Origin of the sequence: Prevotella sp. oral taxon 313, from assembly GCF_003043935.1 — a bacterium.
Classification (GTDB): domain Bacteria; phylum Bacteroidota; class Bacteroidia; order Bacteroidales; family Bacteroidaceae; genus Prevotella; species Prevotella jejuni.
The window spans coordinates 3,413,329-3,429,792 of sequence record NZ_PYXE01000001.1 but is presented as its reverse complement, the minus strand read 5'-3'; the positions used below and the strand labels follow the sequence as shown (position 1 = coordinate 3,429,792).

Below are 16,464 nucleotides of genomic sequence, written 5' to 3'. Positions count from 1 at the left end.
ACAGACATTGTTTTAAAATAAAGAAAATAATTGTTTTGCTATACTAAAATTATTATGAAGATTTAGTATTGTTTGACGCCCATTTTCAGCAATCTCCTCATAATGAGATGAGCTTGTATATATATCTTTAAGCATCCCAATTATATCAGAGACTTCATTATATTGCAAACAGGAAATATTATGCTCTACTGCTATATTTTCCAATGCATACCACGAACCAATAACCAATAAACCATTAGCAATTGCGTCTAGGACTTTTCCCTTAGTACCTGTACCTATACATATAGGTGTTACCTGAATATCATGTTTACAAATTTCTTCAATATAATCAGGGGCAAATTTTATATGATGAGTTTCATACCCTGCATTATTAAGTCTCTCTACATGATTATCCCATCCCTTACCTAAAAAAGTATATACATAATGTTCTTTTAGTTCTGAGAGATCTTTAGATTTTATCAGACAATCTATCAGCATATCAGCATCCTGCTGCATATACAAATTATACTGCCCTGCAAATAAAACCTTTATTTTTGGAGAATTAAAGGAAATAACCTTAGCAGGTTTTGCAACTTGATAATGAGGGTGACGAAGAAAATGAGCTTGAATTCCAGGACAAATCTCCTCAAGGAAATTAACATCCTCTTTACCTACCAAATGATAGTGGATATTTGAAGATGTATCAAACTGTTTCTCCATATTCAGATACTTAGGATACATAAACGCTGATCTCCAAAATCTTACTCTATTTCTTATTGCGAAACGCTTACCAAGCATCCTATAATAATAGAGAGATTCACAATCTGGCAATGTATGTATTCGCCTAAAATCCTTTAATTGACGACTGACACGAGATAACTCCTCTCCATAAATCCATATAGCATCAGGATTATCATTAATGATAGTATCTAATTGTGAAAAACTTAAGCTAATATAATTACCAATAGGATAATTCAATAATATTCTAAATGGTAAAAGAAATCTAAGGAAAAAATTATACCACCATGGTACCGGCAATAAACAAATCTTTATATTAAGTTCCTTTGCAATAGAATCTATCTGCTCTTTAGAAAGCCGATTTAAATTATACGAATAAAGAATTACCTCTATACTTTTATCTCTACCAGCAAGTAAATGATAAGGCAATGCACTCGTACCCCGAATATTCTCCGCAGCAGGCATCATCACAGAAATTCCAATTACCTTCATACTCTTTGATACTTTTTAAGCTTTACCTTCAACATAAAATAAGTGTATTACTATAAAGATATTATATAGGCTTACAATATAATACGATGATTTCTCAGTATTTAATAAAACGAGAACAACTATATTCGTATCTTATAATATATCCATGCACATAAATAAGTAATAGGATTCATGTATTTTTTTAAAATATACAAATGACTTTTCATGCCATATTTATATCTCGCAGTATTACCTGAGCTTTCTCCTTCAAGATGAACTATTTGGGGTGAGTTTATAAGCATTCTTCTATAGCCTTTCTTCATCATACGATACTGAAGTTCTCCTTCTTCACCATATAGAAATATATTTTCATCAAACATCCCAGCCTCATCTATGGCTTGCCGAGGTATAAACATATCTGCACCACATATACACTCAACCTCGCGATTAGTGTAGTCTGGTTGATAGTTATGTGGTTTGACTATCCTCTTTATAAAATCTTTTATTGTAAAAGCAGGAAAGTAAAAAAATGAGTCTCTATAGCTACCATCGTCACCTTGTAAATAACAACCATAAATAGTCTTTGGATTATGTGACTTTGCATACTTAAAGAACTCTCCTACTGCATTATTTAACAATAATGTATCTGAGTTTAACAAAAAGAAAAAATCACCATTTGCAACTTTCATACCTAAATTATTGCCATACCCGAAGCCTCCGTTTTTTTCTGAATAAATATATTTTATCCTAGAATCTTTCTCAAAAAAATCTTTAGAACCATCAGTTGAAGCGTTATCAACTAAGATTATCTCAAATTTTAAACCTTTAGTTTGTTTATAAATAGAATCAATACAAGAAGCTGTTATCTCCTTTGTATTGTAATTAACAATTATAATACTTACATCAACCATTTATTCAATCTCATTTACTGGTTATTATAACATCCTTAAAGGACTCGTATGATTTATTTATATCAAAGCTTTGAATAAAATTCTTGCCAGCCAAAGCTATTCTAATCCTTAATTCATCATTCTCTATGAAACTTATTATATTATCAGCCAAAGCCTCAGCATCACCTACAGGTGAAGTTAATGCTGTTTCTCCATGACGAGCCATTTCAAGATATCCTCTGTTATCAGTACACGCAACAGCACACCCACATTGCATAGCCTCTCCAACTGTTAATCCCCAGCCTTCCATATTACTCGAACCTACATATATAGCAGATTTGTTATATAAGCTATTAAGTAAACTTACATCAGGTTGCTTAACAAATTCCCCATACTGAGGTAAGCCAGTAGGACAATCATAAACACTGAAAAAAGTGACTTTTATTTGCGGGAACTTTTCATACACACGATTAAATGCTCGAAAAGCAACATCCATTCCCTTACGTTTATCCACATGATACATACAAACTATACTATATTTTTCTCTTTCATCAATCGGTTTCACATAAGAAAAAGTTTTAAAGTCAAAACCATTAGGAATAAAAGTGGCATATTCACCACAAGATGAAACTAATTCTTGTAACCACTTTGCTATAACAATCTTTTTCATAGGAAATCTGTAACTTTCAATAACCTGTTGATCAGAAAAAAACCAGTTCTCATAGTCTTGAATAAAATAGAATTTGCTTATATTATCAGAATATTTATTAAGACTAAACGCCGTCTCAATAGCCGTAGCAAAGACATAGCTACCCACTTCGGGAGAATAGTTATCAAGTGACCACACCCACTTTAAATTTATTCTTTTATCTAAACTAAACCATTTTGACTGATAACCTTTGTTAAAATACCTTACAACATATCTTGCGACATCCTTCACTCGTTCTTTAAAAGATTTTAAGCATCCCTTCTTTGTATTTGGATAGACTATTGACACCAAAAAACCATCTTTAGCCAATCTATTTGCATACTCATAGACAACTTTATATCCTCCCGAGGGAACTATTCCGTCATGAGGCATTAAAAAATTAACTTTACGCATTAAATAATAAAAAATCTATTATGAACAAATATATAATAGTAACTATATTTCAAAATATTTACAGCAATGTAAATACTATAAACACACACCAAATAATAAAAGACACGCCTTCTATTAAAAAAATCATAAATTATCAAAATTAAGCACCTGAAAGTCTTAAATAAAAAGTCTAGCTAACCTTTTAGTATCCAACTTGACAACTTAAAAGATAGAACTTCCATTACATGAAAAATCTTTGGATATTTACGACTCATAGTCTTTAGGAAAATAAAACTATTAGAAGACCATACGAGGACGTCTTCACCAGGAATTATCTTTGATGGAGAAGAAAAAGAAGATTTACAATTTAGCAAACATCTTTTTATTTCATCCGAAAGCTCCTCTTCCTTTTTAATTTGTTTGTATATCTCTCCTGTAAGGAAAGGAGATAAGTCCGATTCAGCATTCTTATCATTGAAGAAATGCACTATTTTTGCATCAGACAAGAATTTTATACTTATAGATGGTTGACAATTAAACTCACCTGACATTACATCTACAATATTCGGATAATCCATGCAAGTTTTGTACAAAGCAGGCTGATCTAAAAAACATCCTTTATCCTTTGATAAAGACCAGTTCTTAAACCAGCCTCGATAAAAATCATGAACATCTTGATTATCTTTTGCATAAATAACACCACTATTATAATAATGAGAAGAAGGTAAAACTTTCACACCAAAAAGACTTTTTAGCCTATCAGAGAGTCTTGCATAATTTGGATTATCAATGAAATTGCAATTCATATCATCAACCATAGCCATAGGTGACACAATATTGTCTACAAATGATAAATCACCTGTAATAATAGTATCAGTATCTATAAATAAATAGTCTCCAGAAACGATATGCCGTAAATTTGTTTTCAAACTTCTAGATCTTTCTCTATTATTTATTTCCTCTGAGAACTTTCTCATTACAATATTATCAACCAAAGGGAGCATTTTAGCTCTATAACTATTCTTAGCTACTTTTATAGTCTGTTCATCTACAACAATATCTATCATACATTGAGGATTATAGAACCTTAACGACCAGATAGATGCCCATGCCTGTTCAAAATAAATATCTGAAAGAGATGAAACAATAACATATACTATCTTAGTATTCATTTATTTTTGTTTTAAATTAGTTTTAACCAAACAACTTATTATTCCAAATATTTATACTATAATAATTTATGAGAATAGTATAAAAATAACAAAGTAACATAAAAAAGTTATAGTTCTCCAACAAATACACTTGTACTATAAGAAACTCATTAACAAATAGGCAGTAGTACAAGTTCTGTATTTACTATTATCTTCTTATGCGTGAAATTATTTTTTTCTCTCACGTACTAATGCGAAAATATAACTTAACTCTTGCGATTTAGTTGCAAAAGAAATCAAAAAATAATAAGAAATACCCACTAAAATACCAACCAACAACTTTATCCACATACTTGAAATAAATAATATTGATATATATATTATAATGCCCATTGACAATGAGTATAACAAAGAAGGTGCCATCTCTTTTAACTGCTTAATAAAGCCAAATTCTATGACTTTTCCAACATAATAAGAATTAATAAGCATACTAACAAGCGCAGCAAATATGCTCCCAATACAAATAAATAAAATACCAAACGAAGCTGTAGCTACCAAAAATAGAATAATTGCCACTTGTCTGACAACCTCTAATTTAAGAAAAAGATTAGAATGCCCTTTTGCTTTCAATACATTAAAATTTAAATTTTGAACATGTAACCACATTCTTGCAAAACAAAGAACTTGTAAATAAACAACGCAAGGTAACCATTTCTCCGTGACTAAAATAACCACGAATGGTTTTGCTAACACTGCAAGACCTATCATAATTGGGAACACAACATAAGCAGAAAGACGTAACATACGTCTAAAAGAGTTTATCAACAGTATATTATCATCTTGGAATTTACTAAACACTGGATATGTTACACTATCAATAACTCCCGTTATAGTTTTAACTGGTAAAGCTGCATAACCATCAGCCCTACTATAAAAACCTAATGAACTTGCAGAAAAAATTTTACCAATAACTAATGAATATATATTTCCTGAAATACTATTAAGTATTGAGGATACAAAAATCTTAGAACCAAACCCAAATAATTTATAAAATGAATCCAAAGAAAATGATAACCTCGGAATCCAATGTTGAAAATGCCAACAAAGCATAGCCTTAGTCATCAGCATTACGAACTGCGGATAAATTAAGGACCAAACCCCATAGCCGCAAAAGGCTAAAATAATTGATAATACGCCAGAAACAACCGTCGTAATAATATTGATTAAACTTTTTTTTCTAAATTCTAAAAAAATAGATAGTCTGACATCTTGAATAGCAACAAAAGAACTGAGAAAAATAATAAAAGAATATGTTCTCACTATTTCCACAAGAGCAACTTCATCATAAAAATCTGCAATTAAAGGAGCTGATAAAAATAATAATAATGAAATACAAAAAGAAAGAGAAAGATTTAAAACAAAAACCGTAGAATAATCCCTTTCTGTTCGTTCTTTTTTTTGAATTAATGCAGTACCAAAACCAGCATCAATAAAATTATAGGAAATCAACACAAAAATAAAAACCATGGCTATTAAGCCATAATCCGAGGGAGATAATAAGCGAGCAAGAATGACTCCTTGCACAAATCCAAAAATTTGAAGAGACAGTTTCTCTAAACCTCCCCACAACATCCCTGAAAAGGCTTTACCACGTACATTTTCTTTCATATACCAATTTGATTAACAACTTGTTTTACCTACACAAGTTGAAACTTGTATAGTACTTTCCTCTTATTATCACGATATAATATACTCAAATAGCGGAAATATCCAATTTAAAATCCCATAACCATTTCTTACTTACTTTAGATTTAAAACATTAGACAAAACTTTAAACAACTTAGTTAGCTAATTTATCAATCAGCCAACGAGTTGATAAAAAAGAATATTTTAGAACTGAATGAAATAATAACATCATCTCCTCCCTACAAACAATGAATAGCTTGCAGGCTGACAACTATCACGGTTCCTCCACATAAGAACGAATGGGCAAAAACAAATAGACGTGGTACAGTAACAATCGTTAACTTAAACAACAAAAACTGTGTTGGTCAATTCAGTAGATGCTTCGTTCGCAGAATCTTTCTGTTAATAGTTCTAATTTCCTTTATTATGGGTACAAAATTAAATAAAAAAAATGAGAAAAGAAAGAAAATTCATAGAATATTTGTAGGCAAACGATATAAAAAAGAAAGAAATGACAACAAAGCCTGACCCACCAACTGGCCCCTCCCCCTCGCCCCTCCCCCAAAGGGAGGGGAGTAATCACCGAGATACCCCGCACGTATAATGACAAAGCTTAGACATAAGGACATAGGTATATACCTAATGCTTCAGCTACATATTCTGTATTAAATATGTCATTAAAGAATATGTTTTTATGTCATTCTGGCTTAATACCATCTATGTCTTTATATCATTCTGTTTAGCATTCTGTATCTTTATATGTATGAAAAAGCCACAAGATATCAATGGTTTGAAGAAAAATCACTATCTTTGCATCAGAATCAGTTTTCCTAAAAAATGAAAAAGATTATATTGATTGCTGCCATCCTTTTAGGGGCATTAACAAACGGACACGCTCAGGTAATAAACAAGAACTACGCAAAACGTATTGGACAAGCCGTCAAAGAAGGCTACCAGGACGTCAAAGAGGTTATTGTTCAAGATACCAAACCAACTGGTGAGCATACGGTATGGGATATCTATGCAGCCCCGAAAGTTGGACTAAACTTATCGAACCTATCAGGAATCGATGGGAAAATGAAAATTGGCGCTGTTGCAGGTGCTTATATTGAAGTATTTTTTACAAATAACCTTGCAATTGATGCAGAACTTCTTTATAGTCACCAAGGTTCTTCTGGAGTCTATCGCAATATTAATACAACAGACGACTATGGAAACCCTGTTGTACAAGAATATGGTCCATATAACTTTAACTTGCACTATTTCAACATGAACTATCTTGTACGTTGGTATCCTTGGGCAGATTTACCTTGGAGTTTCACAGCAGGAGTTCACACAGGCTATCTCATCAGTGGACACGCTAAGCAAAAGAATGGAGAAGCTATTAATTTAAAGAATAGCATCTATAGAGGCAATGTATCTATTCCTATCGGTGTCAGCTACGAATGGAAACAATGGCAGATAGAAGGACGTTACAGCCTATCCCTCAGAAAATTAACAAAAAACACTGAAGCAAAGGATTTATTAAAGAATGCTCGCAACAGCATGTTAGAAGTAACACTTGGCTACAGAATACAGGTGCTCTGATGCCGTTTGAAGACAAGTGAGAAAATTCCTTTTCATACCTTTTTTGCTACTCTCTGCAGTTGCTTCTGCAGAGGAGTGTGATTCTATTGCTATATCCAAAACTGGTATAGAGGTGCATTATACGCCTGCCCAAACTTTATGTTTGGACAAGGAGCCACGTATTTGGACTAAGACGAAAGAAACGCATACCATAGCTGCACAACTAAATATCACACCATCAGAGAATGATTTTGCACGCGATTATAATTATCCAACATTCTCTATTGGCTTGCGTTATAACTTCAACCATGGGACAACAATGCATAAAGACTATCCATGGGGAGAAGCACAGCCAGTAGACTACACCAGTAAATTAGGCAACTTTCTGACACTCTATGGCACTTTTAATCGTCCACTTTATCGTAGTAAGCACTGGCAATGGGGCTATTACTTAGGCACTGGCGTAGGCTATACTTCGCTAAAATATAACCAGAAGAACAATATTGACAACGAATATATTGGTTCACACCTTAATATCTTCTTCACAGCAGGACTGTACGGACAATATAAGGTAGCTAAGGAATGGAGCATAAAGGCTGGATTAGACTTCGCACACCATAGTAATGGGGCTATGGCACGACCCAACAAAGGCGCAAACTATTTAGGTCCATTCCTGGGTATTGTATACGAACCAGAGAAGGAAACAACAAAGGTTGCAAAGGGGAATACACTTCCTAAAAATCACTTCCAAAAGTATTGGTTTACTGAATTCACCCTTGGAATAGGTGGTAAAACTTTACTTGAGGATTGGCAGCAGACACAATTTGAAACACCGCAAGGACATCCTGACTATCGTAAGGAGCAGTTTGCTTTCTACGGAGCCTATTCTTTCCATACTCACCTACTCTATCGTTATGCACGTCGCTGGGCATCTGGCTTAGGTCTTGGTCTTTTCTATGGAGATTATGCCAGTAGGGTTGCACAACATGATAAAGAACATGGATACATCGGAGAGAAGCATAGTCCGTGGTCACTTAGCATCGAAGGCCGTCACGAAATCTTTTATGGTAACATGTCTGTCCGTGTCAGCTTAGGCTATTACCTCTACCGACACATGGGTTATAAATCACGCAATGGATTGGAAAGACCTTATCATGAACAAGTTGGTGTGTTTTATAGTTTCCCTAAGCTAAAGAATCTTACTTTAGGCTTTAGCGTTAATGCACATGCAACGAAGGCAGACTTCACAGAACTACAAATAACAATACCTGTGAGACTATAAAACAAGACAAAAAGACAAGAGTTTAGACAGAATGACGATAGTTTAGACAGAATGACATAAAGACATATTGTTTTAATGACATATTTTGTTGTTTGGAAAGAAGTTAAGTATAGGCTATCAGACAGAACTACATAAGATATCTTAATTCACAGCCTACACGTCCCATATTAAAATATGTCATTAAAGCAATATGTCTTTATGTCATTCTGTCTTCCCTTAGAATATGTCATTAAAGCAATATGTCTTTATGTCATTCTGTCTAAACTATCGTCATTCTGTCTGGAAGAGGTACTTCTCTATATCCTTAAAGCCATTTAAGAATGAGCGAACATCCATTCGTTTCTTACCTGTCAACTGAATATCAAGAAGTTCTAAGAGGTTATCAGAAGTATTGACATAGAGACGGGTCTTTTCTACAACGAGCGTACCTGGGGTGCCTACAGATGCACGGTCTGACTTAGCCGTCTTATAAACCTTCATAATCAAAGGCTTTACTCCATTGTCTTCAATAGAACAGAGTGTACTCCAAGTACCAGGATAAGGACTGAGTCCACGCACAAAGTTATAAACTTTCTTAGCAGACTGGTTCCAATTAATTTCGCATGTCTCCTTGAATATCTTCGGTGCATGATGTAATTCAGCATCTTCACACACCTGAGGAGCACTTATGCCATCAAGAACTGCAGAGAAATCAACATTATCCAAACTATCTTCAGGCAATTTAGATGCAATGAGATCAATTGTTTCCATAGCAATCTTTGCACCCAAATACATCAAGCCATCATAGACATACTCAACATCAGCTGTATCAGGAATAGCAAATGGTTTTTGAAGGATAATGCGACCAGTATCAATGTCTTTATCAAGGAAGAAGGTCGTCACACCTGTCTCGGTCTCACCATTGATAACCGCCCAGTTGATAGGAGCAGCACCACGGTACTGCGGAAGCAAGGCTGCATGTACATTAAACGTACCCAGGCGAGGCATACTCCACACTATCTCTGGCAACATTCGAAAGGCTACAACCACCTGCATATCAGCTTTATAAGAACGCAATTCTTCTATAAAATCAGCATCCTTCATCTTTATAGGCTGCAAAACAGGCAAGTTATGTTCAAGTGCATAGAGTTTCACCGGTGATGGCTGCAGCTGTTCTTGATGACGTCCAACAGGTTTATCAGGCTGTGTGACTACAGCTACAACATTATATCCATTCTCAACTAATGCTTTCAACGACTCCACAGCAAACTCTGGAGTACCCATGAAAACAATACGTATATTTTCTTTTTTCATTATCTTTGGGAATTTAACAAGAGATGAGATAATAAGTAAGAGACGGCAGATATCTATTTTATTCCGCACTAAAGTCTGCTACAAACTGACGATACATACTATAAAGGCGAGCTCGAGAGATATAGCCAACCAACTGGCTATCAATATTCACAACAGGTAAATACTGTGCACCCGTACGTTCAAAAGTCTTCATCACATCCTCCATTGGGTCGTTGACACCGAGCATTGCTGCTGGTGGCGACATCAATTGATTGACATGGAAACGATGATAAAGCTCTGTACGGAAAATAATATGTCGTAGATTGTTAATATCAATCTCACCTAATAACTTACGAGACTCATCGAGCACAGGAATATAATCATTGTGACTTGAACTGATAGCATGAATAAGCTTTCCCATCTCCATATCAGGTCCGACAGATGTAAAGTCATGATCGATAATCTTATCCATACTCATCAAAGTGAGGATAGACTTATCTGTATGGTGTGTGAGAAGTTTACCTTGCTTTGCCAAACGTACAGCATATATACTATGATGTTCAAAGATATTTATCGTAAGATAAGAACTGATAGTCACGATAATCAATGGGATGAAGAGTTGATAACCGCCTGTTAGTTCGGCAATCAGGAAGATACCCGTCAAAGGTGCATGCATCACAGCCGACATCACAGCTGCCATACCATAAAGCGTAAAGTTCTTCTCTGGAATATAAACACCAAGTTGCTGCATATTCCAAAAACGAGCAAAGAAGAAACCACCAAAACCGCCGATGAACAAAGAAGGCGCAAAGGTTCCACCACAACCGCCTGCACCATTTGTTGCACTGGTTGCAAAGACCTTCGTCATGACAACTAAGCCCACATATAGCAGTAGGAAATTGGACTTCTCTGCAAACATAGAGCCACTCATGATTTGCATCCAGTCAGCCTCTGTCTTTCCTTCTATAAACAATCTCAAACTATCATAGCCTTCACCATAGAGAGAGGGAAAGAGGAAAATAAGTGGAGAAAGCACCAAGCCTCCCACAAGAAGTTTCAGATAAGGCTTAGAAGAAAGTTTCCCATAACCATTCTCACACCATGACATTAAGCGCATGAAGTAGAGTGATACAAAACCGCAACCGATACCTAACAAGATTGTCGGTGGAACGCGATCAAGTCCCCAGATGTTATCCATTTGGAAATGAAACATAGACGAACCACCTGTGAAGAAATAGGAGAAACACGTTGCCGTCACTGATGCAATCAATATCGGCAAAAGAGAAGCCATGGTCAAATCGACCATCAACACTTCCAATGTAAATACCAATCCTGCTATTGGAGCCTTGAAAATACCAGATACAGCCGCCGTTGCGCCACAACCCACAAGAAGCATGAGTGTGCGATTATCTAAATTAAAGATACGTCCGAGGTTACTACCAATAGCTGAACCCGTCAACACAATAGGTGCCTCTGCTCCTACCGAACCACCAAAACCAATCGTAATGGCAGAAGCAACGATAGACGACCAAGTATTATGAGCTTTCAAACGAGATTGTTTCGTAGAAATAGCATAGAGGACACGCGTAATACCATGCGAAATATTATCACGTACAACATACTTAACAAATAGACTTGTCAGCCAAATACCTACGATTGGATAGATGAGATAGAGCCAGTTAATCGTTGCAACATCGAAACCAGAGGTTACTAATTCCTCTATCAATTTGATAATAAAGTGAAGAATATATGCTGCCAATGAAGCAAGAAGACCAATAGCAAACGCCAGTACTAAGACTAACTCGCGATTGGAAACATGATTCTTTCGCCAATTATCAAGTTGAGAAATAACGCCCTGACTACCTGATACTTTCATCTATCTATTCAATTATTTCCTTATAACTTTTACTTCACCATCAGCAGCCAATTTGATAATACTGGATGGAGTATGTGGTTTGTGTTCCTGACGTCTTGACTCACAAACATAGTCAACACCATCAAGAATCTCCTGTGAGATATCACGATAATTCTGCGCAGCAGGTTCACCACTGACATTTGCCGAAGTACTTACAATAGCCTTCTGGAATCGATAGCATAACTCATGTGAGAAGGGCTCCTTTGTTATGCGAATACCTATAGACCCATCTTCTGCTATCAGATTTGGAGCAAGATTAACAGCACCATCAAGAATCAATGTTGTTGGTTTCTCAACAGCTTCTATCAACTGCCAAGCAACATCAGGAACATTGCGAACATAACGCTGAAGTCGGTTATCAGAATCAACTAAGCAAATAAGAGCCTTCGAATCATCTCTGCGTTTCAAGGCATATACCTTTGCTACAGCTTCCGCATTGGTAGCATCGCAACCTATACCCCACACTGTATCAGTTGGGTAAAGAATGATACCACCCTTTCTCATCACTTCAATCGCTTTCTTGATGTCGTCTTCCTGTTTCATCTTCTGTTATTGTTTTTTCTGTCTAACTATTATAAGTATTCGCAAAGTTAGATTAAAAAAACGAGAACACAAAACAAAAACTATAAAAAGAAAGTCTACAAAGAGTGATTAATGTTCGGAGGAACCTCTAAAAGCAGACTCTTCTATAAACTTACTTGTGGTAGAACTATTCCATACAAACAATAAGTTGTCCTTTATCTTGCTCTTCTTTATAACATAGCTATACCCTCACTAAAGATATATCACACGAAAACAAAGATATGGATAACAAACACAAAAAGGACAAACATCCTCGTAACTCAGTTCCACCTATCTAATATAGAAAGACTGACAAGGGTGTTTGTCCCTACATTATGTACATTTCGTTTCACACTCTATTAAGCGGATAGCCATACGCACCACCTCATAGAAGCCGAAACTATATACCTTATATTATAATTCCCAACCAATAGCTGAAGCACCGAGAACGGCAGCGGCAGCATCATCAAGCGAACTTACCAAGAACTTTGGTTTGTCCTTGAAGATTTCCAAAGCATGCTCCTTATAAGAACGCATGATAGGTTCCATCAACAAGTCACCAGCCTTAGTTAGACCACCAAAGAAGATGAAAGCCTCTGGAGAAGAGAAGGTTGCGAAGTCAGCACAAGCCTCACCTAACATATTACCAGTGAACTCGTAAACACGTTTAGCAAGTGCATCGCCACGACCAGCAGCAATAGAAACATCCAAAGATGTAATATCTTCTGGTTTCAACTCACGCAACAGAGAATCTTCCTTACTATTCTGCAAGAACTCACGAGCAGTACGAGCAACACCTGTTGCAGAGCAGTAAGTCTCCAAACAACCTGTACGACCACAACCACAAGTGCGACCTTTCTCTCCACGAACCATAATGATATGACCCAACTCACCTGCAAAGCCATCAGAGCCGTAAACCATCTGACCGTTAACAACAATACCTGAGCCTACGCCTGTACCGAGGGTAATCATGATGAAATCCTTCAAGCCGCGTGCCACACCGTACTGCATCTCTCCGATAGCAGCAGCGTTCGCATCATTGGTAAGACCAACAGGAATACCTAACTTTTGTGAGAACATATCGCCCAATGGCACAACACCATCGTGTCCCCATAAGAGGTTTGGCGCAAACTCAATCGTTCCACGATAGAAATTACCATTAGGTGCACCAATACCCATAGCACGGAACTGACCTATTCCACCATATTTAGCAACGAGAGGACGTATTGCCTCTACACCTGCTTCTACAAAATCGTCGACTGTTTTATAAGCCTGTGTCTTAATAGAATTGGTGGCAAGTACCTGACCACGCTGATCTACGACACCGAATACAGCATTTGTTCCTCCTAAGTCCAAGCCAATTACAAATGGCTTTTCCAATCCAGCTACAACTGGCTTCTGCTCTGTTACGTCCATGACATAATAAGTTTTTAGTTTGAATATACTATGGGCAAAGTTATGAAAAAAGTAGAATACCACAAAGTTTTGTTAGGTAAATTTGCTTATCTCGTATTATTTTTGCAATTTTGCACCCAAAATAACAAGCATGCAATTTCCTATTCAATTAGATATACTGGATTTCATCTTTAAGGGATTACTCATTGGTATTATAGCGTCAGCTCCCATGGGTCCAGTTGGAATATTATGTATACAACGCACTTTGAACAAGGGGCGTTGGTATGGTTTTATAACAGGTATCGGTGCTGCCATCAGTGATACAATCTATGCTTTGATTGTTGGATTAGGCATGAGCTTTATCATGGCTCCTTTAGAGAATCCAACCTACAAGTTGATCTTACAGATTTCAGGAAGCGTGTTACTGCTGCTTTTCGGTGTATATTGTTTCAAATCAGACCCGATGAAGAAAGCTCACCAGAGCGGAAAGGAGAAGGGTTCACTCTTCCACAATGGTGTTACAGCCTTTTTAGTAACGCTTTCTAATCCCTTGATTATCTTTCTTTTCATTGCATCATACGCACAGTTTGCATTCGTACAACCTAATCGTCCATTAGAGATGATTATTGGTTTTGCCTGCGTCCCAGCTGGTGCGTTGCTATGGTGGTATGGTTTGTCATGGCTGATAGACAAGATTAGAGGGAAATTCGATGTCAATGGTATCCTTATTATAAATAAGGTGATAGGTGCTGTCGTCATCCTGTTCTCTATCATTATGCTTTTGGGAACAGTGTTTAATCTCTATCATTTACCAACTATTGACGGATTAATAGAGAAAGGGTAATTATGTTTGTAGCGAAGGAATTAAGAAAAAAGAGCATAGCAGAATACCTGCTTTACATGTGGCAGATAGAAGATACTATCCGTGCATACGGCTGTTCATTGACACGAATCCGTAAAGAATATATCGACCAATTCCAATATACTGACGAGCAAAAAGAAGAAGAGGAAGACTGGTTTGGCGACCTTGTTCGTATGATGAACCAAGAGGGTTGCCGTGAAGGTGGACATCTGCAGATTAATAAGGTGCTCATGCAAGATTTGACAGAACTACACGCACAGTTACTGCAATCGTCTAAGTTTCCTTTCTATTCCGCTGAGTACTATCGTGTTCTGCCTTTCATTGTTGAACTAAGAGGTAAGACTAAGCGCACAGCAGACAAGATGGCTCGTACGAATGACGAACGCCTGAAGACCGTTGCTGCACAGTTAGGAAAGAGCGAGATAGAGACTTGTTTCGACCTCCTCTATGGTGTGATGATGCTTCGTCTGCAGAAGAAAGAAATTACACCAGAGACAACTCGTGCACTTAACGAGATAACAACCTTCATTGGTATGTTATCAGACTATTACATAAAAGATAAGACTGAAGGATTAGACTTCGGCGAAGAATAAAGGAGATAGCGTATGAATATTTTAGTTACAGGAGCTAACGGACAGCTTGGCAATGAGATACAGCTTGTATCTAAACAGAGTAAAGACCACTATATCTTCACTGACGTGTGTGAGGGGTATACAAAGTTAGACATTACTAATCTCGAAGACATCCGCAAGATGGTACAAGACAATAAGGTTGAATGTATCATCAACTGCGCTGCGTGGACCAATGTGGACAAAGCAGAGACAGCGGGCGAGATTGTTGAACTACTCAACGCCGTTGCCCCAGAGAACCTCGCAAAGGCAATGAAAGAGGTGGGTGGCTTGCTCGTTCATGTCAGCACTGACTATGTCTTCGGTGGCGACCCTTACAACACTCCTTGCAAAGAGGACATGAAGGGTACTCCTACAGGTGTTTATGGCCTTACAAAACTACATGGGGAAGAGAAGATTCAGGCTACTGGTGTCAATCATATTATTCTTCGTACGGCATGGCTTTACAGTGAGTTCGGCCATAACTTCGTGAAAACGATGATGAATCTCACTGCTACTAAACCACAGTTGAAGGTTGTCTTCGACCAGTGTGGTACTCCTACCTACGCTGGCGACTTAGCAGAAGCTATCTTCGATATCGTTGAGAACCGCAAGTATGAGGGGAATAATGGCATCTATCATTTCTCAAATGAGGGTGTATGTAGCTGGTATGACTTCACCATTAAGATTGCAGAACTTGCAGGTAACACAGCATGTGACATCCTTCCTTGCCACAGCGACGAGTTCCCTTCTCCTGTTAAACGTCCTGCTTACTCGGTCCTCGACAAGACTAAGATAAAAGAGACCTTCGGCATAAAGATCCCATATTGGGTAGACTCTCTTAAGAAGTGCATGAAAGGCTTACAGGAACAAGACAAACAATAGGAGTGAAGAAATAAGTTGGATGAGATAAAGTTAAGCCGTCATCTTCCTTGAAAACATAAAGGGAAAATAGTTGGCATCGGCTTAACCAACTGCAGACAAGACTTTTACTCCCAAAGAACATA

General features: G+C 36.8%; 14 protein-coding genes. 5 read left to right on the top strand and 9 right to left on the bottom strand.

Going from position 1 to position 16,464, the window contains the following annotated elements:
- Positions 1 to 12: 12 nt before the first annotated feature.
- The 5 genes from AXF23_RS13460 to AXF23_RS13440 form a co-directional block, all read right to left on the bottom strand.
- Complete coding sequence (locus tag AXF23_RS13460) at positions 13 to 1,209, bottom strand: glycosyltransferase family protein (protein WP_107625658.1); 1,197 nt, start codon at positions 1,207 to 1,209, stop codon at positions 13 to 15.
- Between the two features lie 119 nt (positions 1,210 to 1,328).
- Positions 1,329 to 2,099, bottom strand: coding sequence for a glycosyltransferase family 2 protein (locus tag AXF23_RS13455; RefSeq protein ID WP_107625657.1), 771 nt, complete (start codon positions 2,097 to 2,099; stop codon positions 1,329 to 1,331).
- Positions 2,100 to 2,109: 10 nt separating this feature from the next.
- Entirely contained in the window at positions 2,110 to 3,180 is a 1,071-nt protein-coding gene (locus AXF23_RS13450; RefSeq protein WP_107625656.1) for a glycosyltransferase family 4 protein, read from the bottom strand.
- 173 nt (positions 3,181 to 3,353) lie between these two features.
- Positions 3,354 to 4,331, bottom strand: coding sequence for a hypothetical protein (locus AXF23_RS13445; RefSeq protein WP_107625655.1), 978 nt, complete (start codon positions 4,329 to 4,331; stop codon positions 3,354 to 3,356).
- A gap of 207 nt (positions 4,332 to 4,538) precedes the next feature.
- Entirely contained in the window at positions 4,539 to 5,978 is a 1,440-nt protein-coding gene (locus AXF23_RS13440) for a lipopolysaccharide biosynthesis protein (protein ID WP_107625654.1), read from the bottom strand.
- 855 nt (positions 5,979 to 6,833) lie between these two features.
- Here AXF23_RS13440 and AXF23_RS13435 point away from each other — a divergent pair.
- Positions 6,834 to 7,583, top strand: coding sequence for a porin family protein (locus tag AXF23_RS13435; RefSeq protein WP_107625653.1), 750 nt, complete (start codon positions 6,834 to 6,836; stop codon positions 7,581 to 7,583).
- 16 nt (positions 7,584 to 7,599) lie between these two features.
- Positions 7,600 to 8,844, top strand: a complete 1,245-nt coding sequence (locus AXF23_RS13430) for an acyloxyacyl hydrolase (protein ID WP_107625652.1) — start codon at positions 7,600 to 7,602, stop codon at positions 8,842 to 8,844.
- A 270-nt stretch (positions 8,845 to 9,114) separates the two neighbouring features.
- On the opposite strand, the gene fmt is transcribed toward AXF23_RS13430, so the two are convergent.
- The 4 genes from fmt to AXF23_RS13410 form a co-directional block, all read right to left on the bottom strand.
- Entirely contained in the window at positions 9,115 to 10,137 is a 1,023-nt protein-coding gene (gene fmt, locus AXF23_RS13425) for a methionyl-tRNA formyltransferase (protein ID WP_107625651.1), read from the bottom strand.
- Positions 10,138 to 10,195: 58 nt separating this feature from the next.
- Entirely contained in the window at positions 10,196 to 11,992 is a 1,797-nt protein-coding gene (locus tag AXF23_RS13420; protein WP_107625650.1) for a chloride channel protein, read from the bottom strand.
- 12 nt (positions 11,993 to 12,004) lie between these two features.
- The gene (locus AXF23_RS13415) at positions 12,005 to 12,574 is read right to left on the bottom strand and encodes an L-threonylcarbamoyladenylate synthase (RefSeq protein ID WP_004361264.1); all 570 of its coding nucleotides are present in this window, start codon (positions 12,572 to 12,574) and stop codon (positions 12,005 to 12,007) included.
- A gap of 432 nt (positions 12,575 to 13,006) precedes the next feature.
- Entirely contained in the window at positions 13,007 to 14,008 is a 1,002-nt protein-coding gene (locus AXF23_RS13410; protein WP_107625649.1) for an ROK family protein, read from the bottom strand.
- A gap of 130 nt (positions 14,009 to 14,138) precedes the next feature.
- On the opposite strand from AXF23_RS13410, the gene AXF23_RS13405 reads away from it, so the two are divergent.
- From AXF23_RS13405 to rfbD, 3 genes are read left to right on the top strand one after another with little or no spacing between them, the layout of a single operon-like run.
- Positions 14,139 to 14,831 carry a LysE family translocator gene (locus AXF23_RS13405; protein WP_107625648.1) on the top strand — a complete coding sequence of 231 codons (693 nt, stop codon included), beginning with the start codon at positions 14,139 to 14,141 and terminating at the stop codon, positions 14,829 to 14,831.
- Between the two features lie 2 nt (positions 14,832 to 14,833).
- Positions 14,834 to 15,442: a DUF4924 family protein gene (locus AXF23_RS13400; RefSeq protein WP_089366081.1), complete on the top strand. Its 609-nt coding sequence runs from the start codon at positions 14,834 to 14,836 to the stop codon at positions 15,440 to 15,442.
- 12 nt (positions 15,443 to 15,454) lie between these two features.
- Positions 15,455 to 16,342, top strand: coding sequence for a dTDP-4-dehydrorhamnose reductase (gene rfbD / locus AXF23_RS13395; protein WP_107625647.1), 888 nt, complete (start codon positions 15,455 to 15,457; stop codon positions 16,340 to 16,342).
- Positions 16,343 to 16,464: the final 122 nt, after the last annotated feature.

Coding starts and splice junctions, on each gene's coding strand:
- AXF23_RS13460 (WP_107625658.1), bottom strand. CDS start 1,209: ATGAAGGTAATTGGAATTTCTGTGATGATGCCTGCTGCGGAGAATATT.
- AXF23_RS13455 (WP_107625657.1), bottom strand. CDS start 2,099: ATGGTTGATGTAAGTATTATAATTGTTAATTACAATACAAAGGAGATA.
- AXF23_RS13450 (WP_107625656.1), bottom strand. CDS start 3,180: ATGCGTAAAGTTAATTTTTTAATGCCTCATGACGGAATAGTTCCCTCG.
- AXF23_RS13445 (WP_107625655.1), bottom strand. CDS start 4,331: ATGAATACTAAGATAGTATATGTTATTGTTTCATCTCTTTCAGATATT.
- AXF23_RS13440 (WP_107625654.1), bottom strand. CDS start 5,978: ATGAAAGAAAATGTACGTGGTAAAGCCTTTTCAGGGATGTTGTGGGGA.
- AXF23_RS13435 (WP_107625653.1), top strand. CDS start 6,834: ATGAAAAAGATTATATTGATTGCTGCCATCCTTTTAGGGGCATTAACA.
- fmt (WP_107625651.1), bottom strand. CDS start 10,137: ATGAAAAAAGAAAATATACGTATTGTTTTCATGGGTACTCCAGAGTTT.
- AXF23_RS13420 (WP_107625650.1), bottom strand. CDS start 11,992: ATGAAAGTATCAGGTAGTCAGGGCGTTATTTCTCAACTTGATAATTGG.
- AXF23_RS13415 (WP_004361264.1), bottom strand. CDS start 12,574: ATGAAACAGGAAGACGACATCAAGAAAGCGATTGAAGTGATGAGAAAG.
- AXF23_RS13410 (WP_107625649.1), bottom strand. CDS start 14,008: ATGGACGTAACAGAGCAGAAGCCAGTTGTAGCTGGATTGGAAAAGCCA.
- AXF23_RS13405 (WP_107625648.1), top strand. CDS start 14,139: ATGCAATTTCCTATTCAATTAGATATACTGGATTTCATCTTTAAGGGA.
- AXF23_RS13400 (WP_089366081.1), top strand. CDS start 14,834: ATGTTTGTAGCGAAGGAATTAAGAAAAAAGAGCATAGCAGAATACCTG.
- rfbD (WP_107625647.1), top strand. CDS start 15,455: ATGAATATTTTAGTTACAGGAGCTAACGGACAGCTTGGCAATGAGATA.